Below are 24,304 nucleotides of genomic sequence, written 5' to 3'. Positions count from 1 at the left end.
GCCCACGCCGCCCATCAGTCCCCCATCAGGCAGAATCGAGACGGAGAGCACAGGGTCATTCCGACCAGGAGACGGGACGCGAGGAAACATGTCGTCGGAGGACAGCATCGGCAGCCGTGGGGTGGCGCGGGAGCAGCAGTCGCTGTTCAGCCGCTATCTGGACCACGCTCACGCCGAGGACAGCGGAGGGTTCCAGGTCGAGGTCGGCGCCGACGGCCGGAGCACCGATGTCGAGCTGGAGCTTCCCGACAGCGAGGCCGAGGACGCGGCGGACCGGATCACGGCGCCGTACGACCCCTCCAAGATCGAGATCCAGACCAGTAATCCGACCATCAACCTGCTCATGTCCCGGCTGAGCAACCGCATGATCGATCTCGCTCCCGACTTCCAGCGCCGTGCCGGGATCTGGTCGGACGAGCAGCAGAGCAGGCTGATCGAGTCGCTGTTGCTGCGGATTCCGATCCCCTCCTTCTACGCGGCCGAGCTGGACGACAGCGACTGGACCCAGGACAGCTCGTGGGCCATCGTCGATGGCATCCAGCGGCTGACCGCCATCGCCCGGTTCATCGCGCCCGAGGCGCTCGCCGAGGTGGCCGGCATCGACAAGGGGCCGCTTCGGCTGCGCGGCCTGGAGTACCTGAAGGACGACTTCGAGGGCAAGGGATACAAGGACCTGACCGGGCGGCTGCAGATCCGCCTGAACGAGACACAGGTCGTCATCCATGTCATCCGGCCCGGCACTCCGGAAGCGGTCAAGTTCAACATCTTCGCCCGGATCAATACCGGCGGTCTCCCGCTCACCCGGCAGGAGATCCGGCATGCGCTCATCCCTGGGCCGGCCCGTCAGCTGCTCTCCTCGCTCGCCGAGTCGGAGGCGTTCAAGTCGGCCACCAGCAACGGCGTCTACAGCGAACGCATGGCCGACCGCGAGATGGTGCTGCGCACTCTGGCCTTCCGCCTCACACCGCCCGACTCCTTCAAGGCCCAGGACTTCGACCAGTTCCTCGCGCTCACCATGCGGCAGATCAACAGGCTGTCCCAGGAGGAACGGGACGCGCACGCGAGAGACTTCACACAGGCCATGCGGACGGCCGAGGCGATCTTCGACGGACATGCCTTCCGCAAGCTCTACCCAGGTCAGACTCGGCGCTCCCCCGTCAACAAGGCGATCTTCGAAGCCGTGGCAGTGAACCTGGCCGAGCTCTCTGACGCCGAGCGGCACAGGTTGGTAGCGGCCCGGGAGCAGGTGGTCGAGGGTTTCCAGCAGCTCATGACCGACCGGTACTTCGAACGCGCCGTATCCGTCGGCACCGGCGACCGCGCCAAGGTGTACACCCGATTCGAGAGGGTCAGTGAGCTCTTTCGGGGCGTTCTCTCCAACAACAGGGGTATCGCACAGTGATCGACCAGTTGTCGCTGACCAACTTCAAGGCCTTCCGCTCGGCCCACATCCCGCTCGCCCCGGTCACCCTGCTCACCGGCCTCAACTCGTCCGGCAAAAGCACGGTCCTGCAGTCCCTCGCCCTGCTGCGCCAGTCGTACGACTCGGGCACGCTCCTCTCCATCGACGGCGACTCGGACGAGCGCGGGGGCTTCCTCCTCGACGGCGACCTGGTCGAGCTCGGGACCGGACAGGATGTGCTCCACGAGGACTTCGTGCGTGCGGAGGGCGAGCCGGACCCCCTGATCACTGTCGGCTTCCGCATGGCGGACGGGCAGATGTACGAGTGGTCCGCGCGGTACGTCTCCGAGGAGGACGTGCTGCCCCTGCGCCGTACCCGCACGGTGGACCCAGCCCTCTGGGGCGAGATCCCGCTCTTCTCCCGCCGCTTCCAGTACCTCAAGGCCGACCGCATCGTCCCGGCGACCAGCTATCCCAGGTCACACCACCAGGCCATCGGACGGGGCTTCCTCGGCTCGCGCGGCGAGCACACCGTCAACTTCCTGCGACACCATGCCCAGGATCTCGTGCCCGAAGGACCCCTGCGGCACCCCGAAGCACGCGCACACACCTTCCTGGACCAGGTTGGGGCGTGGATGCAGGAACTGTGCCCGGGGGTCAACCTGGAGGCGACGGAGATCCCAGGGACCGACTCGGTCCGGCTCAGCTACGGCTTCGGCGGCACGGCCGGTCTGGACTCATCCAGCCGGCGCCGGCCCACCAATGTCGGGTTCGGCCTCACCTACGCCCTGCCGATCGTCGTAGCCTGTCTCACCGCTGCGCCCGGCAGCCTGATCCTCCTGGAAAACCCTGAGGCGCATCTCCACCCACGTGGTCAGGCCCGGATGGCCGCCCTGATCGCCGCCGCGGCGTCGGCGGGGGCCCAGGTGATCGTGGAGACGCACAGCGACCACGTCCTCGACGGCACGCGTCTCGCGGTCAAACAGGGACGGCTGAAGGCGTCCGACACGGCGGTTCACTACTTCCGTGGCAATGGAGCGGATGTCGAGATCGTCTCTCCCGCCGTCGGTGAGGACGGCATGCTGTCCGAATGGCCCAAGGGGTTCTTCGACGAGACGGACCACACGCTCGACCAGCTCCTCGGCTGACCGCCCAGGTACTTCGGCCGTCATCAGTCTGTCTCGCACGCCAGGGGGGCGCGTCACACATGCTGATCTTCTTCAACGAGAGGTCCTGCGACTCGGACTGCACGCAGGACGAGGCCCGCCAGGCCATGCTCGACTTCGTCAAGGTGTGCCAACGCATCTGGCAGATCCACCGCGGTACGACCCTGGTGAGCGAGGTTCGGCTGGAGGACCTGGAGATCGCGCCCGGCTACTACCTGCAGAAGTGGCGCAACGAACCGCAGAGCCGGGATGCCTGGCGTTTCATGCGCCAGGTGCTCCAGCGCAAGGCACCGCTCTCCGGCGTACTGCCCAAACCTCCGGACGACCAGGAGAGCGAGTACCGCCACGAAGGGAAGCCGGCGCTCGGCCTGGCGGCCGCCCATATCATGAACTCGCCCGCCGTCAGCCTCCCCTCAGCTCCCTGCTGGGAAGCCTCCTGGCTCAAGGTGGACTACGAGCTCCTCGACGAGGACGGATACGTCCAGGACACAGCGGACATCAGACACGCCTCGGCACACGCACACGTCGAGGAGCACGAGGAATGGATCCGCGAGACAGCCGCCGCCTCCGCAATCACAGGTGCGGATCTGTGGGACCAGCGGAACGACCTCTTCCCGTACCTCCAGTTCGTCCCCGGAGTGGAAGAGAACCTCAGGGACCTGCCGGGCGTGGCCGTGCCCTCCGTCCGTGAGGAACTGCTCCGCCTCAACGCCGCCGCGGAGGCATGGCGCCCCGGGGAGTCTGAGCCGGTCTGGGCCGTCAAGGTCGTACCCGAGAGCGACACCCGTATCAACCTGGGTCTCTGTCACTTCACCGACCTCGACGGGACCCGGGAGTTGTTCAGCCTGCACACGCGCTATCGGCCCAGGCCTGGGCGTATCCACTTCCGGCTGATCACCGAGGAGGGCAAGATCCGCATCGGCTACATCGGTCGCAAGCGGCTGGAGGACGGTGTGCCACGCAGGGCGCGCTGAACACCTCACCGGACGCGGGCACGCTGGACCTTCCGCTCGCACTCGGCATGCCCGCAGCGAGCTGATTGGGACCCGGCCTTCACATCCCCGGTGCCAAGGTGAACCAAAGGGTGAGCAACGGCTCCAAGGCGTACGTGATCTGCACCGAGACAGGCCTACGGCTACGGCCCGCACAACAACCCGAAGGTGTTGTACGTCGGTCCCGGCGGCGTGCACAGCACGGCGTCCGCCGACACGCAAAGCGCTTGTCAGCGTCAGCGGAGCCGCCAGGCATGACCCGGCCGATCTGCCGGACAAGCGCCAACGGAGCGCGCCCGGCACGTCAGGGGAGCCAGCGGCGTGCCTGCTCGCGTGTGACACGGGCGGCATCGACATACCAGAGCTTGTTCGGCTTGTCCCACCTGGCACCGAGCAACTTCTTGGCCTCGTCCTTCTCAGCGAACGGGACGTCGAGGTAGAGACGTCCGTTGACTACGGCACCCGGGCTAATGCCGCTCGCCGACGGGGCGGCGGCATCGGCCGTGCCCCGTGAGGCGCTGGAGACTCCGCCCGACAGGGCACCTCGGCCCCCCGACACGCGCGGGTTCCACGCCGGCTTGTCCTTACGAGCCCGTTCGATGACACGGCTGACGCGCTCGCAGGACGTGGGGTCCGTGAACCGCATCATCAGGTCGGTGGGACCGGTGTTCGCGAGCAAGTTGAGCGAGCCGTGCCAGAGAACGGTGCCGTCGAGGATGAGCACCTTCTCGTGCATGCGCTCGCGGAAGTCCACCTCGCAGCCCTGCGCCCGGAGTTCATCGATCCGCTGCTGGTGGCGCTCGGCCGCGGCATCGTCCCGTTGTTCCTCGGCGGCGCGGGTGTAGACGACCACGCGGACTCCGTCGCCGGCCCGTCGGCCGAGCAGCACGGACCACTTGCGGACCGGATTCGGGTCGAGGAAGGGGCAGTAGATCTCGATGCTGGTCGTCGCCCGCTCGATGTCCCACGCCACGGCCTTGTGGACCTCGTCCGCGGGGAAGAAGGCCGGCCGCTGCAGTTCCTCCTCGGTGAGGGCGGAGAGCTGGGCGGCGTCCCGGATAGGGACGAGCTGATCGGCCGACATCACCTGGGCGTGGCTCTCCAGATGATCGAGCATGACGCGGGCCTCGCTGTGCGGTGCCAGATGTTGGCGCAGATGGGCGAGGTCGGCCACGACGATCAGGTGGTCCTGGGCGCGGCTGAGGGCGACGTTCAGAAGCCGGCAGGTGTGGGAGGAGAGCCCGGATCCCTTGTAGAAGAAGCCGGGATCCTTGCCCGCGCCGACGGCGGTGTCGAAGATGACGATCGGACGCTGGCTGCCCTGGAACCGGTGGATCGTGTCGACGAGGCCTTCGTACTCCTCCCCGAAGCGGTACTTGAGACTACCCTGCAACGCCTTGACCTGGGCGCGGTACGGGGCGATGACAGCCAACCGGTCCGTGGCGCGCTCACCGTGCGAAAGCTCCGTGCTGTCCCACTTGCGGGCGGGAAGGACATCCTCGTACTGAAGTCCGCGGACGAGTTCGTGGACGACCGCCTCATTGACCGTGTTGGCCTTGTTGTCGGGGCCCGCGATCCGCTGCTTCGAGGTGTCGATGAGGATGACCGCGGAATCGACCAGCGAGTTGACGGGGATGCGGCTTCGGTCGTCCCGGCCTGTCCTAAGCGGGGCGTCCGGGTAGGCGACGACGTTCACCACGTCGCAGATCGGTTCGCGCATGCGGTACTGGGTGTCCAGGGACACGAGCCTGGGGTCCTGTCGCACCGCCCCTGACCCGGCGACCAGACCCGAGGCGTGGAAGGCGTCCAGGGACGCCCACTGCCGGGAGTGCGCGCGCTCCTCCTCCGTCGCCTTTCGGTCGCTCTCCCCCTTGGTGACGGCGGGAAGCTGCCGGAAGTCCCCCGCGACGACCACCCGCTTTCCGGCAAGGCCCGCGACCAGCCACGCCGACGGCAGATCCACCATGCCTGCCTCGTCGATCACGACGACGTCCACACGGTCCAGCAGTTTTCGCGACTGGACCGCCTTCGCAACGGTGGCTCCCATGACCCGGCACTTGGCACGCACGGTGTCCTGGATCTTCCTGCGCTGCTGGTCCAGCTCGTCCAGCAGCTTCTGTGCGGCCTCCGCCTGCTGTGCGAGCGCGGCCCGGTCGGGGATTCCGGTAAGGCGTGCCCTGGCGGCGGCAAGACGCCCGCTCAACTCGTCGATCTGCTGGGCGGCCTGGCTCGCCCGGCGGTTGGCCTCGCCGTTTCGCTGCCGGGCGCCTCGGATCGCAGCGTCGGCCTGCACGAGTTCGTTCCGCAGGTCGGCCAGCTGAGTCTCTTTGCGCTTGGCGAAGAGGCCGCCAGGTGTTCCGAGCCGACTGATCTTCAGGCGCGTCTCTGCGACGTGTGCCTCGCCTTGCAGCGCCTCTTGCTCGGCGGCCGCACTCTGTGTCCTGGCAGCGGTATGAGCTGCACGGGCTGTCGCGAACTGTTCGGTCAGAGACGTCACATCGTCGTGGAGAGTGATGAGAGCCCGGACGTCCTTGAGTGTTTGCGTCGCCTCCGTGAGCGCCTCGTCCAGCTGGGCCGAGACCCGGGCGGTGATCTGCGCCGTGTCGACGTACTCGCCGTACCGCTCACGCAAAGAGGGCACCTCGATGTCGCCGGACCGCTGCACCAGCCCCTCGGCGAACCCCTCCTGGGTGGCGAGGAGATCGCAGATGCGTTCCAGCGCCTGGTCCACCGCCACCTTCGTCGGAGCGAGGAAAAGCACGTTGTGTCCCTGTCGGAAGCTCCCCTCGACGATATGCCCCACAACGTCCGTCTTACCCGTTCCCGGCGGCCCCCACAGGAAGAGAATCTGGCTTGCCAGCGCCTGCTCGATGGCCAGCCTTTGGCGTGAATTCAGCCTCAGGCTCCGCCAGTTCGCGATCCACCGGCTCGGATCGGGATCACGCGCGGTCTGTGGATCCCCCTGACCGACGAGCCATCCAGCGCTTTCCGTGCGGATCGGACTGTCGGCTTCTCCGGCCGACTCCAGACGCTCGGCGAGGACGGCCATTCCCGCGGAATCGTCTTTCCTGATCTGGGCATTACGCACGGAGTCACCGAGGCTCTCCGCGGTGCTGAGCCGCACGGTCCCGTCGGGCATCCGGGACGCTTCCGCCGTCGACCAGGGACCGCGGGAGTGCGATGCCCGGACAAGCACCGGGGCGCCGTCCAGCGACTCGTGCCACTTCTTGCAGACGAAGAGATACTCGAAGCGTCCGGCCCCGGATGACACGAGGCGGCCGCCGGAGAGCGCCACCTTCTGTGCGTCGTTTCCGTCGCTGCGGCGCTCCGCCTGAATTTCCGACCGCACGGCGGCCAGCAGTTCGGTCACCGGATAGGGCTTCTTGCCCTGCGCCATACGTTCCCCCGAGTTCAACCCGAACGCTTTCCGCGAGCGTTTCACCAGCCGACCAGGCGACTCTACGTGGGGCCCGTCGAGAGCGAATCCCTTTCGGTCACGCCTCGTGCAGGAGCTGGTTCATGACGAAGTTCATGTGCTGGACGTGCCCCACCTTGATCCAGGTCTCCGCGCTGCCCGAGCCCTTGGCCCCCTCCCCCTGCGCACACGCGATCAGCCACCGTTCTCCGTCGCTGCAGTCCGCGCCCCGGAACACCGCCGACTCCGTGATCCGGCGGGCCATGGCGCGGACACGGTCGATGCGGTCTCCGCCGCCGCCTCTGGTGGGGACGCGCCCTATGAGAAAGGTGTCCGGCCCGGTGTAGCGCATCAGCCCCCAGGGCGGTCCGGACTCTCGCACATGGGGGATGTTCGCGCTGAACGCGTGCTCCGCCGAGTAGTCCCCGTAGACCACGGTGCCCGGAAACGCCGGACGGGCCGCGCGCACCGTCTGGTGGAGTTGCCGGTCGTACCGCTCAGCGATATGGAGCTCCGTGCCGGGGCTGTCGTACATGCGGGGGAAGGCCCCGGAAGTGAGAACGACCGTGCGCCAGGGCAGGAGCGTGCCCAGCACGTCGAGAGCCGCGACGGCCGTCTTGCCGGCCTCGCCCGCGTCCGTGACCGCTCCGAGGTCCAGGATGAGGTCCGTCAGTGACGGAGGCAGGCGGAGCCGGTTGAGCAGGGCCAGCAGTTCGTTCGACCGGGGTTCGTCGGGCGGGGCGTCCACCAGTACGCGTATGCCCATGCCGCGTTCACTCAGAGCGGCCAGGTCGGCCGTGTAACGCTGGATTGCGGGGTCCCGTTCCGGGCCGGTCACCAGGCGCAGGCGGCTTCGGGTCGCCAGTCGCCACAAGCCCGACGCGGCGCCGTGGATACTGCCTTCGACATGGACGGCGTCCAGCCAACCGGGCAGGCCGTCCATCGCCTCGATCAGCCGGTCCGTGCGGGGAGTGAGCCAACTGTCCAGCGTCGCCCGGTCGTTGTCCGGGTCGGGTTTCGGCGTGGAGGGCACGCCACGGGTGCGCTCCGGCCCGATGCGCGGCACCAGCGTCCACAGCGGCGCGATCCGCCCTCGTACGGAGAAATCCAGTCGCTCATAGGCCTCCCAGGCATTCCGCCGGGCGGGCAGGACCGGTACGTACAACGGCTCGACCATCGCGGCTCCCCCTCGCCCCGCTGAATCGCCCATCGCCCCTGGTCACAGGGTGACCGGGCATTCTTTGTCACGAAAGAGAGCAATTCCGGCCAGAAGCGATCCTGGATTCCCGCAGCGGAAGCGGTGAACCGGGAGACGCTGTCAGACCTCCGCTATACGGTTGACCCGTACACTGACCTGGGACGAAGGAGCACGTCGTGCGGCCGACCCTGGCCGCCGCGCAGGTGCGCGGCAGTCTGACGCAATACCTCACGACGACCTACGCCCTGACCGACTCGGTGACCCGCGCCGCCCTGGAGCGGTTTCTCAGCCACCCCGAGACGGGGATCTTCCGCGGACCGTATCTCCGGATCCGGACCCCCTTTCACACGGCGGACGACGGCTGGCGGCAGCATCTGGAGTGGACGCCCGGCTTCCCGCCGTACCGGCATCAGGCCAAGGCCTGGGAGCGGCTCAGCACACTGCGGGGGCCCGCGGCTCCCACGCTGATCACCACGGGAACCGGGTCCGGCAAGACGGAGTCCTTCCTCGTCCCCGTGCTCGACCACTGCCGCAGGCAGAAGGCCGAGGGACGGGGCGGGGTCAAGGCCGTGCTGCTGTATCCGATGAACGCGCTCGCCACCGACCAGGCGGGCCGCATCGGCGAGTACCTGGCGCATCCGGAGCTGGCCCAGGTGACCGCCGGCCTCTACATCGGCGACCGGCCCGACACGGACTTCCGGCGGGTGATGACCCGGCGTGAGGAGATGCGGGTCTCGCCGCCGGATGTGCTGATCACGAACTACAAGATGCTCGACCTGCTGTTGCAGCGCGGCGAGGACCGGCCGCTGTGGGAGGGCGCGGACATCACGTACGTGGTGCTCGACGAGTTCCACACGTACGACGGTGCCCAGGGCACGGACGTGGCGATGCTGTTGCGGCGGCTGGCGAAGGCCACCGGAAAGGACCGGCCCGGGCGGCCGCTCGGCGGAATCTGCCCGGTGGCCACCTCCGCGACCCTGGGCGAGAACGTGTCCGGCAGCCAGCAGGGCGGCATCCTCGATGTGGCGGGCCAGGTCTTCGGTGTGCCCTTCGCCGCGGACGCGGTGATCGGCGAGGAGCGGATGACCGCGGGCCAGTTCACCGGCGAGGTCGATTACGAACTGCCCGAGCCTCCCTCCCCGAAGGAGGTGATCGAGTGCTCGGGCGGTCCAGGAGTGGAGGCCCGGCCGGACCTGCTCGATCTCGACGGGCTCGCGGAGCGGTTGCTCGGGCGGCGCGGACTCGACGCCTTCCAGCTCGGCAGACTGCTGAAGCGGCATGACTTCACCCACGGTGTGCTGTCCTTGCTGGACGGTGAGCCGCTGAGCGAGTGGGAACTGCGGGACCGCATGAGCCGGTTCGGGTACGCATGGGGGCGTACCGCGCGGGAGAACCCCCGGCTGGCTCTTCAGGCCCTCGCCCGGTTCGTGGCGCTGCTCTCGGCCGCCCGGGATCCGGACTCCGGCGAGAAGCGGCCGCGCCCGCTGCTGCACATCGAGGCCCACCTGTGGGTGCGGCCGGTCACACGGGTGCTGCGCGGCGTCGGGCCGAACCCCGAGTTCCGCTGGTACGAGGACGACCGCACCGCCGCCCGCCGTGCCGCGCTCGCCGCCGCGCCCGCAGGAGCCGAGGGCGAGGACGCAGAGCGCTCGTCGGGCGGATGGCCCTCGGGCGACGCCCGGCGGGCCCAGGCACAGCCGGGGGCCGACACCGCCGTACGACCGGCCGCCGTGCACCTGCCCGCCGTCTACTGCCGCACCTGCGGTCGCTCCGGATGGGCGGCGCTGTCCCCGGAGGCGGATCCACAGCAGCTGGTGATGGCACAGGACCGGGTGTGGCGCGCGGGCGTGGGCCGGGACAAGCGGCGCATCCGGTACTTCATCGCCGCCACCGCCGCCGAGCGGGACGAGGCGCTCGACGCGCTGACCGGCGCCCGGCCGTCCTCGGGGCGGGGCAGCGGTGTCGATCCGCTCTCCGTCGTCGTGCTGGACGGCGCACAGGGCAGGTACCGGCTGCCCACGGCCGCCGACCGCGAAGAGCTGCAGGACGGCTGGTTCGCGCTGGCCATCACCGACAAGAAGTCGGCTGACAGAGCCGCTGTCGACGACCGTTGCCCCGCGTGCAACACCGACAACGGCATCCGCTTCCTCGGCACCTCTCTCGCGGCGCTCGCCTCGGCGACCGTCACCCAGCTGTTCACCGGCGGCGACATCGCCCTCGTACCGGAAGAACGCAAGACGCTTCTCTTCAACGACTCCACTCAGGACGCCGCTCACCGCGCGGGATACGTGGCCAACGCTTCGTACAAGTTCTCGCTGCGGTCCCTGCTCGCCCACACCCTCGCCGACTCACCGCTGCCGCTGGCGCTGAACGACCTGATCGGCAACGTGCTCGACGCCGTCGACGATCCCCAGGCGCTGACCGCCGTCGTGCCGCCGGACCTGCACGACGAGCCGGGGGTGGACCGGCTGCTGTCCGGGCGGGGCACGGGCGACGCCCGCACCTGGAAGCTCATCGGCGAGCGGCTGGCGTTCGCGACAGTGATGGAGTTCGGCCTGCGCTCCCGCCAGGGCCGCACCCTGGAGCTGACCCGGACCGTGGCGGCCGAGGTCGCGCTGCGCGATCCGGAGAAGGTCGCCCTGCTGGCCCGTGACCTGCATCTGACCCTGCCCGGTCAGCTGGTGGCGGTGGGTGATCTGCCCACCCCTGATCGCTATCTCGCGTTCGTCCGGGGACTGCTGGAGCGGATCCGGCTGCGCGGAGGCATACGGCACCGGTGGCTCGATCCGTGGATGCGGGATGCCGGAGTCACCCGGTTCAAGGTGTGGGGTGGGCGCCCCGACGGCATGCCCGCGTTCCCCGACGGCGTGGCCGCGCCCCGGTTCCTGCTGGACGCCCCCAAGGAGAGGTCCACCTTCGACACGGCCACCGGCCGGCTCGGCTGGTACCAGGACTGGACCCGGCGCTGCCTCGGCCTGGACGCGAACGGAGCGAACGAGTACCTGCGACGGCTGCTGCCGGTGCTGGCGGAGGACGGTGTCCTCGCGGTCCGCACCGCGCAGGACCGGGCGACCAGGGTGTACGGCCTGCAGCCGGGCCATGTCGAGGTGCGCCTGCTGGACGACGCCGTCGTGAACAAGGCCTTCGTGAGCTGCCCGGACTGCGGCTGGGAGCAGGTCGTACCGCCCGAGCGCAAGACCCGCTGGTACGGGCACCCCTGCCCCCGCTACCGGTGCAAGGGGGTACTGAGGCCGCCGCAGGACGACGTCACGCTGAGCCTGACCGGCAGCTCCGGGGGGTTCGGCGGCTCCCGCGAACGCGACTACCAGAACGACTACTACCGGCGGCTGTATCTGACCGGAGGCACCTTCCGCGTGGTGACGGCCGAGCACACCGGCATGCTCACGCGACCGCAGCGCGAGCGGGTCGAGCGGACCTTCCGCGACGGCACCCACTACACCGACCCCAATGTGCTCTCCTGCACGCCCACGCTCGAACTCGGCATCGACATCGGCGATCTGTCGGCCGTACTCCTCGGCTCGCTGCCGAAGGGCCCCGCCAACTACGTACAGCGGGCCGGCCGCGCCGGACGCCGGACGGGCAACGCCCTGGTGGTCGCCTTCGGCGGGCGGCGGGCGCGGGACCTGTACTACCTGGACGAACCCCGCGAGATGATCGCCGGTGACATCGTCCCGCCCGGCTGCTACCTGTCCGCGGTGGAGATCCTGCGCCGCCAGTACACGGCGCACCTGCTGGACCTGGCCGCCCGGGGAGCGCTCGCCACCGCGGACGGCGAGCGGCTGCAGCCCGCGCCCCGGCTGGTGTCCGCGCTCTTCGGCACCACAGGCTGGTGCCAGGACCTCGCGGACGCGGCGCTCACCCATGGCGCCGCGCTGGTCGAGGACTTCCTCGGCCTCTTTCCGGCAGCCGGACCGGACGGGACCGGGGTCACCGAGCACGCTGCCGAGGAACTGCGGGCGTACGCGACCGGCGGCATCGTCCGCTCCCTCCAGGAGGCGGAGGAGGACTGGACGTCCCGGCGTGAGGAACTGCGGCGCAGGATCGCGGCCATCGACACCGCCATGGACGGCCTTGTCCGCTCCGATCCCGAACAGGACCGGGAGTACCGCGAGTTGCTGGCCGAGCGCCGCACCACCGGTGATCTGCTGCGCGAGCTGAGCCAGGCCGGCGCCCACGGCGCACTCGTCGACCTGGGGCTGCTGCCGAACTACAGCCTCACCGACACCACGACCCAGCTGGAGGCGACGCTCTACTGGACCGAGCAGGAGACCGAGGGCGACAGCGAGGCCGCCGGCACGAAGAAGACGTACCGCAGCGAGGTGCGCGACTACGAGCGATCACGCCGGCTCGCCCTGGCCGAGCTCGCTCCGGGCAACAGCTTCTACGTCAACGGCTACCGGCACGTCGTCCGCGCCCTCGACATCGGAAGCCCGGAGCGCCGGGCCTGGTCGGTGTGGCGGCTGTGCCCGGCGTGCGGGTACGTACGCACGGAGAACGCCAAGGCGGACACGTCGCCCTGTCCCCGCTGCGGCGGCCGGGAGATCGCCGATGCCGGGTGCGTCCAGTACGTCCTGGAACCACGGCGGGTGATCGCCCGGGACAAACGGGACGACGCCCGCGTCCGGGACGACAAGGACGAACGCGACCGGCGCCGGTACGCCATGCTCACGACCGTCGACATCGACCCGGTGCATCTCGCGTCGGGCTCCTGGCGGCACGACACGGCCGTGTTCGGCGTCGACTTCACCCGGCGCGCCGTCGTCCGGACGCTGAATCTGGGCCTGGACCGCCAGGACGGCAGCAGCACCGTGCCCCTCGCCGGCGACGACGTGCGCATCAATCCCTTCTACGTGTGCACCGGTTGCGGCGGGACGACCGCCGACGGCCGTCCGGTGGTGGACCAGCCCCATGACGCCCTCACCGAGTCCCTGGCCGCATCCAGCAGGGCCAGTGCCCACCATCTGCTGTGGTGTCCGCGCCGCAAGACGAGGGCGGCCGGCGGCGGACAGGGCAAGGGCGAGGACATCCCCCTGCTCCTCGCCCACGAACTGGTCACCGAAGCCGTGCGCATCCTGCTCCCCGCGTCCGTGGCCCGCGCCAGGGAACGGCTGGCTTCGTTCACGGCTGCCCTGTTCGTGGGGATCGCCGCCCGGTACGGCGGAGACCCCGACCACATCGACATCGCCGCCGCGTCCATGCCCGACGGAGGGGACGCCGACTGGCCCCGGCGTTTCCTCGTGGTCTACGACCGGCTGCCGGGCGGCACCGGCTACCTGCACCGCCTCGCCTCGGCCGACGGGTTCCGTGAGGTGCTCCTCAAGGCCAGGGAGACCATCGAGAGCTGTGCCTGCATCGAGAAGGGCATGGACGGCTGCCACCGCTGCCTGCTCCGTCGTGTCCCCGCGGGCGACTACGACCGGGTGAGCCGCAACGAAGTACGGCAGATGCTCGACGAGCTCCTCGGCGAGACCGGGGAGCTCTGGAAGACCTCCCCGGTCGTGGCGACGCACACCATCCCCTTGGAGCGTCAGGCCGAGAGCGACCTTGAGGTCATGTTCATCGACACGCTCCGGGAGTGGGCCCGCCGGCCCGGTTCCCGGGCCAGTGCGGACGCCTACACGACGACGGCGGGTACGTACTCGCTCGACCTGCGGCTGACCGGCCCGGCCGGGACGACCCTGAGCTGGCGGGTGTCCCAGCAACGCGCTCTCGACGGGACCCGGCCGGACGTGCTGTTCGAACGGCTCGACGCACCTGGCCCCCGACTGGCGCTGTACCTGGACGGATTCGAGTTCCATGCCACGGCCCGCCACAACCGCCTCGCCGACGACGCCGCGAAGCGCACCCGGCTCCGGGCCGACGGACTGCGTGTCTTCCAGCTGACGTACTACGACGTGAAGGAGTGGCGCACACGGGTGTACAACACGGGCACCGTGCCCCCGGGTCCGGCCGACCCCGTGTGGCAGCCCTACGGTGAGCAGGGCAGACGCCAGGCCCGCGACTACTACGCCAAGGTACGGCGGGGCCTGCCGGGCGAACTCGCCGAGACCGTCTGGGTCAACCCGGCGGAGACGCTGCTGACGTATCTCCGCTCACCTGAAGGGGACGTGTGGCTGGCCCGCGCGGAGGCCGCCGTCGCCGGCCTGACCGGGGCTCGGCCCGAATCGGCGGCCGTGTCCGGCGACGCCGTGGGCGCCCAGGTGACTGCCGCGCTCCAGGGTGCGCCGCTCTCCGGAGCGGGCGGTCCCCTGCGCGTGCTCAGTGCGGTGGACCGCTCGGACTGCCGGGTGGTCGCGGTGGCCGACGGGCGGCGCAAGCCCCCCTCCTGGACGGCGCTGACCATCCTGGACGACACCCCCTCGGCCCTCACCGGCTCCCAGGCGCACAAGGAACGCTGGCGCGCGTGGCTGTACTGGAGCAACCTGCTGCAGTTCCTGGAGCACGGAGGCGGGGACAGCGCGCAGTTGACCACGAGCCGGCTCGACGGTTTCTCGCCGGACGGCCTCGCCGTCACGGGTGGCTCCGGGTGGCTCGCCTCCACCCGGGTCGATCTCGGCGCGGTCATCGGTGTTCCCACGCCGACCGAGCACCTCGTCCGTGAGCAGGACGGTGAGAACGCCCTTCCCGCCGTCGACTCCGAGCAGTCGGTCGAGCAGGCACGGCCTTCCGCGGCGACGGGCTCCGGCTGGGACACCGTCCTTGAGTACCTGGATCCGGACGAACCCGGCCTTCAGCTGCTGGCGGTCTCGCTCGCCACGCGCGGTGTGCCCGCCCCCGTCGACGGGTTCGAACTCGACGAGCACGGTTGGATGGCCGAACTCGCCTGGCCGGAGCAGAAGATCGGTGTGGTGCTGGCGCCGCAAACGGGCGAAGCGGAACCCGATTACGAAGCGCAGGACCGGGACCGGGCCTTCGGCGCGGCCGGCTGGGACGTGCGGCCCGCCACCGACTGGACCGCCGAAGAGCTGGCCCGCCGACTCGTCGTACAACCATCGATGCCTGCCGAGCATCGTGATCAGCGCAGCAACGGAACGACTCTGGGGGAGCCCCACCGATGAACACCGCGCGTGTGACTCTTCGTCTGCTCGACAAGGCCGACAAGGAGATCCTCAGACTCCCTCGTGCGGTCAAGGGCGCTCTCTACGACTTCCAGCACAAATTCAAGGCGAACCCCCGAGCCACGGGTCTGGCGCTCAAACAGCTCCGCGGGGACAGCAGGCTGTGGTCGGCCCGGGTCAATGACGAGTACCGCGCGCTGCTGCTGCGCCTCTCCGACGACGACTGGCTGATCGTCTCGGTCAAGCACCGCAAGGAGGTCTACGAGAACCTCGACCGGCTCTCGTACGGCATCAACCAGGTCACCGGTGCCATCGAGTACGTCGACCTCCAAGTGGTCGAGGAGAGCGTGCTGCGCAGAAGTGCGCCCGCACCGGCGGCGGCCGCGGCACCGCCGGAGCCGGCGCAGGCCCCGCCGCTGTTCGCGCTCTTCACCGACCAGCAGCTCATCGGCCTGGGTGTCGCCGAGCCCCTCGTTCCGGTGGTCCGGACCCTCACCACGGAGGAACAGCTCCTCGGGCTCGTCGAGTACGCGCCCCAGCTGACCGGCGAGATCCTGCTCTCGCTGTTCGACGGCAAGAGCTACGACGAGGTTCTGGAACAGGTGACGGCCCCCGTCGCCGCGCCGGAGCCGGTGGACACGGAAGACTTCCAGGCTGCCGCCGAACGTCCGGCGACCATGGTCACGACGACGGACGAGGCTCTCCGTGAGGCCCTGGAAGGCAAGGACTTCGGCCGTTGGAAAGTCTTCCTGCACCCGACGCAGGCCAAGCTGGTGGAGCGGGACTACTCCGGTCCCGCCCGGGTGGGAGGCGGTCCCGGCACCGGAAAGACCATCGTCGCCCTGCACCGGGTCAGGCATCTGGTCCAGCAGCTTCCCCCGGGCCGTACCAAGCCGGTTCTCCTGACGACGTACAACAAGAATCTCGCGGCGGATCTCCGGGCCCGCCTCATGGAGCTGGGCGGCGAGGAGTTGCTCGACCGCGTGGAGATCAGCCATGTCGACCAGCTGGCGTTGCGCGTGGTGCGAGAGGCCGAGCCCGGCAACGCCAAACAGACGGTCGACGACAACCAGGTGCTGCGCGAGTGGCGTGCCATGCTCGACGAGCTGGGTGAGTCGGCCTGGGACGCGGAGTTTCTGCACGACGAGTGGACTCAGGTCATCCTCGGTCAGGCAGTGGCCTCTCGCACCGAGTACTTCCGGGCCCGGCGCGCAGGCCGGGGCCGTAACATCACCCGAGCCGAGCGGGCCGAGATCTGGCAGCTGGCGGAGAAGTTCACCCAGCGCCTGGACCGGCTGGGCCGTCAGACGTGGGCACAGGTGGCCGAGCGCGCCGCACGTCTGGAGATGGAACGGGAGCTGCGGATCCTGCGAGTCGAGAAGCAGCGAGAACAGGCCGGCGGTCGCGACAACGTACATCTCCAGGACGGCTCCGCCGGATGGCTGCGGTACCGCTACCGGCACATCGTGGTGGACGAGGCACAGGACCTGCGGCCAGGACACTGGAAGATGCTGCGCGCCATGGTCGCGCGGGACCGCAACGACATCTTCCTCGTCGGCGACACCCACCAGCGGATCTACAACAACCAGGTGACCTTGGGCAGCCTCGGCGTCAACATCCGAGGCCGGTCCGCCAAGCTCACCCTCAGCTACCGCACCACCCGGCAGATTCTGGGATCCGCTCTCGGGGTGCTGGAAGGCGAGTCGTTCGACGACCTCGACGGCGACCAGGAATCACTCGGCGGATACCGGTCCGTCCTCAGCGGCGGCCGACCCACCTTGCACCCGAGTCCGGACTGGGACTCGGAGCGTGCGGCGGTGGCGGAACTGCTCGCGGAATGGTCCGACATCCCGCTGGAGCAGATCGCGATCTGTGTGCCGACCAACGCAATGGCGCAGGAGGTTGCGGTCACCCTGGCCCGTGCCGGGATCAGGGCCGTCGAGATCGGCCCGGACGGCCCACGCGGAGACGAAGGAGTACACATCGGAACGATGTTCCGGTTCAAGGGGCTTGAGTATCAGCGCATGATCATCGCCGGTGTGAGCGAAGGTCTTGTCCCCCGCGAGGCCGTCATCCAGATGGAACGCTCCGACGCATTGCGCCATCGACGGGAGATCCAGCGCGCACGGTCGCTTCTGTTCGTCGCCGCCACGCGCTCCCGGGACGCGCTCGCCATCTTCTGGCACGGCGAACCCAGCCGCTTCCTCGGCCCGCTTCTCCAGGCCGAGAAATCGGGATGCGTCGGCGCTGCCGGGCGCGGATGATCGGGAGGTTGTCGAGCCACTGCCCGAGGAGCCGTCATGATCCGCCGAGTGACCGTGCCCAGCCTCTTCCCGCCGCCCACCTACGCGCACGCCTCGGTGGTGGAGGCCGGCACCAGGCTTGCCTTTCTCGCCGGGTCCGTGCCGCTCGACGCTCGGGGGGAGCTGGTGGGACCGGGGGACGCCGTGCGGCAGGCCGAGCAGGTGATCGCCAATCTGCGGGAGCAACTGGACGCCGTGGGGAGCGACTTGGCGCATGTGGTCGTGACCGATGTGTACGTGGTGAGCGCGGAGCCCGCCGTGCTGTCGGCGGTGTGGGACGTGGTCGAGGCCTCGGGCCTGAGCGCGGGGCCGCACTCGTCCACGCTGATCGGCGTCGCCTGCCTCGGGTACCCCGGGCAGCTGGTGGAGATCACGGCCACGGCGGTGGTGCTGGAGGGGGCGGGGCGGGAATGAGTGACGTCGTTCTCCGGCGGGCGGGGGCGGCGGACGCCGGGGCCGCCGCCGATGTGTGGCTGCGGTCGTTCCGTGCCGCGCTGCCCACCGTCGTCCGGCCGCGCTCCGACGACGACGTACGGAATCACTTCCGGGACGTCGTCGTGCCGTTGCGGGAGACCTGGGTGGCGGAGGCGGCCGATGCCGGGATCGTCGGCGTGATGGTGCTGCGCGAAGGGGAGTTGTCCCAGCTGTACCTGGACCCGGACTGGCGGGGGCGCGGGATCGGCGACCGGTTCGTCGCGCTGGCCAAGGAGCGCGCTCCGGGCGGGCTGACCCTGTGGACCTTCCAGGTCAACAAGCCCGCCCACCGGTTCTACGAGCGGCACGGATTCACGGCCGTCGAGTTCACCGACGGGAGTGGTAACGAGGAACGGGAACCGGATGTGCGGTACGTCTGGCGGCCCCAGGCCTGACCCGACGCCCGGCTCACTTCTACGGCCGCCCCCACCTCCTCTCCTTCGGCAAGGGTTTGCCGTAGCTGCCCGCCCGGCTCGTCCTCAGGCCCAGGGCCACCAGGGACTCCGCGAGCCGGACCGCCGCCGCGACGCCGTCGACCACCGGCAGACCGAGCTTCTCGCCCACCGTGCGCTGCAGGCCCGTCATCCCGGCGCAGCCCAGGACCAGCACCTCGGCGCCGGCGTCGCGGGCCCGCTCGGCCGCCGACAGGAACGCGGACTCCGTACGCCCGGGGTCGTCGGCCAGGTCGAGGACGCCGAGGCCGGTGCCGACGACGGCGGCGCAGTTGCGGGCCACGCCGGCCGTCTCCAGGCTGTCCTCGATCTGGCCGCGCGAGCGGTCGAGGGTGGTGACGACGCCGTAGCGGCGGCCGAGGAGGCAGGCGAGGTGGGCGGCGGCCTCGGTGATGTCCACGACCGGGACGTCCACCAGTTCTCGTACGCCTTCCCGGCCGTGCTCACCGAATCCGGCCAGGACGACGGCGTCGTACGGCGGCCCGTCGTAGGTGCGCAGGGTGTCGAGGACGGCCGCGGCCGAGAGATAGCTGTCGAGCCATCCCTCGGCCGAGGCCGGGCCCCAGGCGGGGGTCAGACCGGTCACGGTGGTGCCCGGGCTCGCGGTGGCCTGGGCACCTCGCACGATCTCGTCGGTCATCTCCCGCGTGGTGTTGCAGTTGGTGACGATGATCCGCACGTCCGTCAGGCCTCCTGCGCCGTGAGATCCGTGCGCTGCCGCCGGCACAGCGCCGCGTACAGGGCGGCGGCGAGTGCGGTGCCGATGAACCAGGAGTACGGCGCCACATCGCTGAAGCTCTTCACCAGCGCCAGCACGGCGGCGACCGCGGCGGAGGGCAGGAACGCCCACAGCGCCTTGGGGTTGACGCCCTTGCGGTAGTGGTAGGGGCTGCCCGGCCGGGCGTCGAACAGCGCGTCGACGTCGACCTTGCCGCGCTTGACCCAGTAGTAGTCGATCATGATCACGCCGAACAGCGGGCCGAGGAAGGCGCCGAGGCCGCCGAGGAAGTAGTTGACGACGGTCGGGTTCGAGAAGAGGTTCCAGGGGGTGACGAGCAGGGCGGCCACCGTGCTGATCATGCCGCCGATCTTGAAGGTGATCTTCTGCGGCCAGACGTTGGCGAGGTCGTACGCCGGTGAGACGAAGTTGGCGACGATGTTCACGCCCATGGTCGCCACCGCGAAGGTGAACGCGGCCACGACGAGCACCCAGGTGTTGCCCACCTTGGCGACCAGTTCCGCCGGGTCGGTGATGGCCTGCCCGAACGCCTTCAGTGAGCCCGCCGTGACGATCACCGAGACGACGACGAAGGCGGTTGAGTTGATGGGCAGGCCCCAGAAGTTGCCGCGCCGGACGGTCTTGTAGTCGGGTGTGAAGCGGGAGAAGTCGCAGAAGTTGAGCATCAGCGTGCCGTAGGTGGCCAGGATGAGGCCGATCGCGCCGAACCACTGACGCCACTGCTCGCCGGTGGACACCGGGTGCGGGGTGGAGGTGAGCGAGATGCTCCAGTGGGCCTTGGCCAGGACCCAGACCGCCAGCGCGATCATCACCAGCCAGATCGCGGGACCGCAGAAGTCCTGGAACTTCCGTACGGATTCCATGCCCTGCGTGATGATCAGCGCCTGGATCAGCCAGAGGGAGAGGAAGGAGATCCAGCCGAGCGCGTCCAGGCCGAGGAAGGAGTGGTGGGTGAGGGAGACGAGGCCCGGCCAGGCGGCCAGCAGCATCACGTTGACGGCGACGGAGGCCAGATAGGTCTGGATGCCGTACCACATGATGGCGATCACGGCCCGGATCAGCGCCGGGATGTTGGCGCCCCAGACGCCGAAGCTGATGCGGCTGACCACAGGGAACGGCACACCGTGGCGCTGGCCGATCTTCCCCATCCGGTTCATGCCGACGTAGATGAGCACGAAACCGGCCAGCAGGGCCGTGAAGACCTGCCAGACGTTCATGCCGAGGACCAGCAGACCGGCGGCGAAGGTGTAGTTGCCGAGGTTGTGGACGTCGGACATCCACATGGCGAACAGGTCGAAGACCTTCCAGTTCCGCTGCGCGGCGGGGGCGAGGTCCTCGTTGACGAGGCGGGGGTCGGGGACGAACGCGGTGGCGCCGGTGGCTTCGGCGCGATCAGCGAGGGACACGGGGCCTCCATGAGCGAGGGGACGGAGGACGGCGGCGAGTTTGGTATACCAAACTGCCGACATGGTGCCTTCGTCAAGCATTCGCACCGATGTCGTTGCCGTTACAGCCCGGTAAAAGACCCCTCGCTTCGGCGAAGATGGGCCCATGACGAAGATCGAACCCCTGGGCGCGGTGCGCGAACGGGTCCTGGCGAGCCTGCGGGAGGACATCATCGCCGGGCGCCTGGCCCCCGGTGACCGGCTCGTCGAACGGGAGCTGGCCGAGCGGTTCGGCGTTTCGCGGGTGCCGGTGCGGGAGGCGATCCGCGCGCTCGTCGCCGAGGGCTTCGTCCTCTTCGAGTCCGCCCGCCGCACGGTCGTACGCCGGCTGACGCCGACCGACGTCCGGGAACTCTTCGAACTGCGCGAGGCGTTGGAGGTCTACGCGGCGGGGCTGGCGGCGACCCGAGTGACTCCGGAGGCCCTCGCGGAGCTGCGGGAGCTGCTGGAGCAGGCGGCGCGGGCGACGAAGGAGGGCGATGCCGAGGCGATCACGGACATCAACACCCGCTTCCACGACCGCATCCGCGCCCTGGCCGGCAACAGCCTGCTGATCTCGGTCATGGAGCCGGTCGACGGCCGCCTGCGCTGGCTCACCCGGCGCAACGAGGAGTGGCCCCAACTCCTCACCGAACACCGCGAGTTGTACGAAGCGATCGCCTCCGGCGACCCGGCCCGAGCCCGCACCCACGCCCTCGACCACGTCCGCGCCAACTATCGGTCGACGGTGCGGCATCTGTTCGGCATGGATCCGGCAGAGGGAGACCAATCCGGCAGGGACTGAACCGACGGTGGCGGGGCCGGCCGTGGCAGGGCCGGCCGTGGCCTGAGCAGGCGGGGACTGCCGAGGCGTGACGGGGCCGAGCGAGGGGGCTGGGGCCGGCAGGGACGGAGTCGACGGGGACTGGGGCGCGGGTGGCGGGGCCGACAGCGGCTGAGGCGACGGGCGTTGGGGCGGCGGGGACTGGGGCAAGGATGGCCAGCCGACGGGACCGAGGGTGCAGGGGCCAGTGGGGCCGGCCGAGGGTGGCCCGGTCGCTGTCGGCGGCTCAGGGGACGACGGTCGTACAGGACGGCTCAGGGGACGGCGGTCGTACGGGGCGGCCGAGCAGACGGCTGTCGTAGGGGGCGGCTCAAGGTCGGCGGCTGAGGTCGGCCATCACAGGCCGGCCGTCTTCGCCGCCGTGCTCAGCACCTCGCGCAGCATCTCGGCGGTGAGCCTGCCCGTGAAGGTGTTGCGCTGGCTGACGTGGAAGCAGCCGAAGAGGTCGAGGTCGTCGAGCGCGACCCGGGTGCCGTGAGCGAAGACCGGGCGGGGCCGGGGCACTCTCCAGCCCGCCTCGGCGAACGCCGGCAGCGCGGCCTGCCAGCCGAAGGCGCCGAGGACGACGGCAGCCTTCAGCGTCGGGCGCAGCAGCTTCAGCTCCTGGACCAGCCAGGGGCGGCAGGTGTCGCGCTCGCCGGTGGTCGGCTTGTTGGCGGGCGGCGCGCAGTGCACGGGCGCGGTGACACGGACACCGTAGAGCTCCAGTCCGTCGCCGGCGCTGACGGAGGTCGGCTGCGAGGCGAGCCCCACGTCGTACAGCGCCTGGTAGAGCACGTCTCCGGAGCGGTCGCCGGTGAACATCCGGCCGGTGCGATTGCCTCCGTGCGCGGCGGGGGCCAGCCCGATGATCAGCAGCCGGGCGTCGGCCGGGCCGAAGCCGGGCACCGGCCGCCCCCAGTACGTCCAGTCGGCGAACGCGGCCCGCTTGGTCCGGGCCACCTCCTCACGCCACTCCACCAGCCGGGGACAGGCCCGGCACTCCGTGACGCGCCGGTCGAGCCGGGCGAGAGCGCAGCTGACGTCCATAAGGCCACGGTATGCCCCCCGACTCCTGCCCCTCCCTCCCCGACGCAGCCCGGGTGAAAGCGGCCCCACACCCCATGAGGCCCCTGATCTGCACGGACAGCCCCGCACCGCTTCCCCGCCCCCTGGAAAACGCGTCCGGCGCAACCGGCCCGGGGCGTTAAGGTCGGTTCATGGCTTCCGAGGATGCGGACGACAACCTGAACCGTGGAACCGGCGGACCGGACGGCGTGAGCCCCGCCCAGCACCCCGACGACTCCGGTACGTCAGGCGGCCGGCCCCTCGATCCCAAGATCGCCGCCGCGGTGGCCGCCGCCGAGGCCGCGGGGCCGGCGACCGGGGAAACGGTCCGGATCGACAGCTGGATCTGGGCCGTACGTCTGATCAAGACGCGTTCCCTGGGCGCCACCGCCTGCCGGGGCGGCCATGTGCATGTGAACGGTGAGCGGGTGAAGCCCGCCTACGCCGTGCGCGTCGGCGACGAGGTACGCCTGCGGCACGAGGGCCGGGAACGCGTCGTGATCGTCAAGCGCCTGATCCGCAAGCGCGTCGGCGCACCCGTGGCCGTCCAGTGCTACATCGACAACTCCCCGCCGCCCCCGCCCCGCGAGTCCGTGGCCCCCGCCGGCCTGCGCGACCGAGGCACCGGCCGCCCCACCAAGCGAGACCGCCGCGAGATGGAACGCCTCCGCAGCCTCGGCACTCCGGGCCCCTTCACCGGCCCCGGAGGCTTCGGCGCCGGCCCCGGAGGCTTCGCCGGGATGGGTGGACCGGGCGGATCCAGTGGGGCTGGTGGAACGGGCGGGCAGGGCGGCCGTACCAAGTCCGGCGGATCCGGCGGACGTGGCTCGTCCGCCGGAGCGGGTGGCCGCGCGAGCCGTGGCGGTGGCCCCGGCGGGCCGGGCGGATCCGGTGGGCGGGGTGACGCCGGTGCGTCAGGCGGGCGCGGTGGATCGGGCGGGCGTTCCCGGGGGCGCTGATCCGTCCCCGGCCGGGCTGCCGGAGCACGGTGCACCGCTCCCGGTGAGGCAGCGGTGGACGCCCGCTATGCCTTGGGTACGGCCCGCACCCACACCCTGTCCGGTGTCAGATACGTGTCCACCTCCAGTCCCGCCTCCTCCAGTGCCGACTCGAACTGCTCCTTCGTCAGGGGCCGGGCCAGGAACGTCTGGGTCCAGACCGTGTCCGGGAACACGTACTCGACGTGGACCGAGTTCACCCCTTCGCCGACGGGCTCCGCCGAGGCGATCCGGATCGTCAAGCCGCTCGGGTGGACCCGCTCCCTGGGCACGTTCGTGTGATAGTCCTCGCCCTCCCGTTGGATGAGCACGCAGCCGCCCTCCGCCACATGCCGGGCGCAGGTGCGCAGCAGGCCTCTGCGGACCTCCTCGTCGCCGGCGTGGACGAGGAACGACGCGAGCATCACGACGTCGAACTTCTCGCCGCCCAGGTCCAGTTCCTCGATGGGGGCGCACACCGTGCGCGCCCCGCGGATCCGGGTCAGCATGTCGGCGGACTCGTCCACCGCCGTGACCGTGAAGCCCCGCTCGATCAGGGGGTGGGTCACGCGGCCCACTCCGCTGCCGAGCTCCAGGATGTGCGCCCCGGCCGGTACCGCCGCCGCGATGATGTCCGGCTCGTCGCCCACCGGCAGCCGCTCGTACAGCTCGACCGCGCAGCCGTCCGGGGTGATCGCTCCGGGTCCGGTGCCTTCGTGTCCCTCACGCATTTCGACCGTCATGCCCGAACAACGGCCCGCTCCCGCACGCCCGTTCCCCTCCCGCGCCAGT

Annotated in this window: 15 protein-coding genes; 9 read left to right on the top strand and 6 right to left on the bottom strand. The window is 70.1% G+C overall.

What is annotated here, in order from left to right:
* Positions 1–88 precede the first annotated feature (88 nt).
* The 3 genes from O1G22_RS31425 to O1G22_RS31415 are packed head-to-tail and all read left to right on the top strand — an operon-like array spanning position 89 to position 3,542.
* Entirely contained in the window at positions 89–1,402 is a 1,314-nt protein-coding gene (locus tag O1G22_RS31425; protein ID WP_270084404.1) for a DUF262 domain-containing protein, read from the top strand.
* The gene (locus tag O1G22_RS31420; protein ID WP_270084403.1) at positions 1,399–2,550 is read left to right on the top strand and encodes an AAA family ATPase; all 1,152 of its coding nucleotides are present in this window, start codon (positions 1,399–1,401) and stop codon (positions 2,548–2,550) included. The genes O1G22_RS31425 and O1G22_RS31420 overlap by 4 nt, the downstream gene beginning before the upstream one ends.
* Before the next feature lie 59 nt (positions 2,551–2,609).
* Positions 2,610–3,542, top strand: coding sequence for a hypothetical protein (locus O1G22_RS31415; RefSeq protein ID WP_270084402.1), 933 nt, complete (start codon positions 2,610–2,612; stop codon positions 3,540–3,542).
* 322 nt (positions 3,543–3,864) lie between these two features.
* On the opposite strand, the gene O1G22_RS31410 is transcribed toward O1G22_RS31415, so the two are convergent.
* Positions 3,865–6,609 carry an AAA domain-containing protein gene (locus tag O1G22_RS31410; RefSeq protein ID WP_270086600.1) on the bottom strand — a complete coding sequence of 915 codons (2,745 nt, stop codon included), beginning with the start codon at positions 6,607–6,609 and terminating at the stop codon, positions 3,865–3,867.
* A 445-nt stretch (positions 6,610–7,054) separates the two neighbouring features.
* Positions 7,055–8,152: a beta family protein gene (locus O1G22_RS31405; protein ID WP_270084401.1), complete on the bottom strand. Its 1,098-nt coding sequence runs from the start codon at positions 8,150–8,152 to the stop codon at positions 7,055–7,057.
* A 197-nt stretch (positions 8,153–8,349) separates the two neighbouring features.
* On the opposite strand from O1G22_RS31405, the gene O1G22_RS31400 reads away from it, so the two are divergent.
* Genes O1G22_RS31400 through O1G22_RS31385 form a run of 4 tightly spaced genes read left to right on the top strand, consistent with a single transcriptional unit; the run spans position 8,350 to position 18,424 of the window.
* The gene (locus O1G22_RS31400; RefSeq protein WP_270084400.1) at positions 8,350–15,252 is read left to right on the top strand and encodes a DEAD/DEAH box helicase; all 6,903 of its coding nucleotides are present in this window, start codon (positions 8,350–8,352) and stop codon (positions 15,250–15,252) included.
* Positions 15,249–17,516: a UvrD-helicase domain-containing protein gene (locus O1G22_RS31395; protein WP_270084399.1), complete on the top strand. Its 2,268-nt coding sequence runs from the start codon at positions 15,249–15,251 to the stop codon at positions 17,514–17,516. The genes O1G22_RS31400 and O1G22_RS31395 overlap by 4 nt, the downstream gene beginning before the upstream one ends.
* A gap of 36 nt (positions 17,517–17,552) precedes the next feature.
* Positions 17,553–17,969: a RidA family protein gene (locus O1G22_RS31390; protein ID WP_270084398.1), complete on the top strand. Its 417-nt coding sequence runs from the start codon at positions 17,553–17,555 to the stop codon at positions 17,967–17,969.
* A complete protein-coding gene (locus O1G22_RS31385; RefSeq protein ID WP_270084397.1) occupies positions 17,966–18,424 on the top strand; it encodes a GNAT family N-acetyltransferase in 459 nt (152 codons plus the stop codon). The genes O1G22_RS31390 and O1G22_RS31385 overlap by 4 nt, the downstream gene beginning before the upstream one ends.
* A 19-nt stretch (positions 18,425–18,443) precedes the next feature.
* Here O1G22_RS31385 and O1G22_RS31380 read toward each other — a convergent pair whose 3' ends face one another.
* Entirely contained in the window at positions 18,444–19,160 is a 717-nt protein-coding gene (locus O1G22_RS31380; protein WP_270084396.1) for an aspartate/glutamate racemase family protein, read from the bottom strand.
* A gap of 5 nt (positions 19,161–19,165) precedes the next feature.
* Positions 19,166–20,626 (bottom strand): NCS1 family nucleobase:cation symporter-1, encoded by a 1,461-nt coding sequence (locus tag O1G22_RS31375; RefSeq protein ID WP_270084395.1) that lies wholly within the window; start codon positions 20,624–20,626, stop codon positions 19,166–19,168.
* A gap of 145 nt (positions 20,627–20,771) precedes the next feature.
* Between O1G22_RS31375 and O1G22_RS31370 the strand changes: the two genes are divergently transcribed.
* Positions 20,772–21,449 carry a GntR family transcriptional regulator gene (locus tag O1G22_RS31370; protein ID WP_270084394.1) on the top strand — a complete coding sequence of 226 codons (678 nt, stop codon included), beginning with the start codon at positions 20,772–20,774 and terminating at the stop codon, positions 21,447–21,449.
* Positions 21,450–21,824: 375 nt separating this feature from the next.
* Here O1G22_RS31370 and O1G22_RS31365 read toward each other — a convergent pair whose 3' ends face one another.
* Positions 21,825–22,517 (bottom strand): uracil-DNA glycosylase, encoded by a 693-nt coding sequence (locus tag O1G22_RS31365; RefSeq protein WP_270084393.1) that lies wholly within the window; start codon positions 22,515–22,517, stop codon positions 21,825–21,827.
* A gap of 170 nt (positions 22,518–22,687) precedes the next feature.
* On the opposite strand from O1G22_RS31365, the gene O1G22_RS31360 reads away from it, so the two are divergent.
* Positions 22,688–23,494 carry an RNA-binding S4 domain-containing protein gene (locus tag O1G22_RS31360; RefSeq protein ID WP_270084392.1) on the top strand — a complete coding sequence of 269 codons (807 nt, stop codon included), beginning with the start codon at positions 22,688–22,690 and terminating at the stop codon, positions 23,492–23,494.
* 65 nt (positions 23,495–23,559) lie between these two features.
* On the opposite strand, the gene O1G22_RS31355 is transcribed toward O1G22_RS31360, so the two are convergent.
* The gene (locus tag O1G22_RS31355) at positions 23,560–24,243 is read right to left on the bottom strand and encodes a class I SAM-dependent methyltransferase (protein WP_270084391.1); all 684 of its coding nucleotides are present in this window, start codon (positions 24,241–24,243) and stop codon (positions 23,560–23,562) included.
* Positions 24,244–24,304 lie beyond the last annotated feature (61 nt).

Origin of the sequence: Streptomyces camelliae (assembly GCF_027625935.1) — a bacterium.
Classification (GTDB): Bacteria; Actinomycetota; Actinomycetes; order Streptomycetales; family Streptomycetaceae; genus Streptomyces; species Streptomyces camelliae.
This window is presented reverse-complemented; position numbering and strand designations above follow the sequence as displayed.

What these genes read in the sequence shown, in the direction of transcription:
- O1G22_RS31425 (WP_270084404.1), top strand. Translation starts at nt 89, where the DNA reads ATGTCGTCGGAGGACAGCATCGGCAGCCGTGGGGTGGCGCGGGAGCAG.
- O1G22_RS31415 (WP_270084402.1), top strand. Translation starts at nt 2,610, where the DNA reads ATGCTGATCTTCTTCAACGAGAGGTCCTGCGACTCGGACTGCACGCAG.
- O1G22_RS31410 (WP_270086600.1), bottom strand. Translation starts at nt 6,609, where the DNA reads ATGGCCGTCCTCGCCGAGCGTCTGGAGTCGGCCGGAGAAGCCGACAGT.
- O1G22_RS31405 (WP_270084401.1), bottom strand. Translation starts at nt 8,152, where the DNA reads ATGGTCGAGCCGTTGTACGTACCGGTCCTGCCCGCCCGGCGGAATGCC.
- O1G22_RS31395 (WP_270084399.1), top strand. Translation starts at nt 15,249, where the DNA reads ATGAACACCGCGCGTGTGACTCTTCGTCTGCTCGACAAGGCCGACAAG.
- O1G22_RS31390 (WP_270084398.1), top strand. Translation starts at nt 17,553, where the DNA reads ATGATCCGCCGAGTGACCGTGCCCAGCCTCTTCCCGCCGCCCACCTAC.
- O1G22_RS31385 (WP_270084397.1), top strand. Translation starts at nt 17,966, where the DNA reads ATGAGTGACGTCGTTCTCCGGCGGGCGGGGGCGGCGGACGCCGGGGCC.
- O1G22_RS31370 (WP_270084394.1), top strand. Translation starts at nt 20,772, where the DNA reads ATGACGAAGATCGAACCCCTGGGCGCGGTGCGCGAACGGGTCCTGGCG.
- O1G22_RS31365 (WP_270084393.1), bottom strand. Translation starts at nt 22,517, where the DNA reads ATGGACGTCAGCTGCGCTCTCGCCCGGCTCGACCGGCGCGTCACGGAG.
- O1G22_RS31360 (WP_270084392.1), top strand. Translation starts at nt 22,688, where the DNA reads ATGGCTTCCGAGGATGCGGACGACAACCTGAACCGTGGAACCGGCGGA.
- O1G22_RS31355 (WP_270084391.1), bottom strand. Translation starts at nt 24,243, where the DNA reads ATGCGTGAGGGACACGAAGGCACCGGACCCGGAGCGATCACCCCGGAC.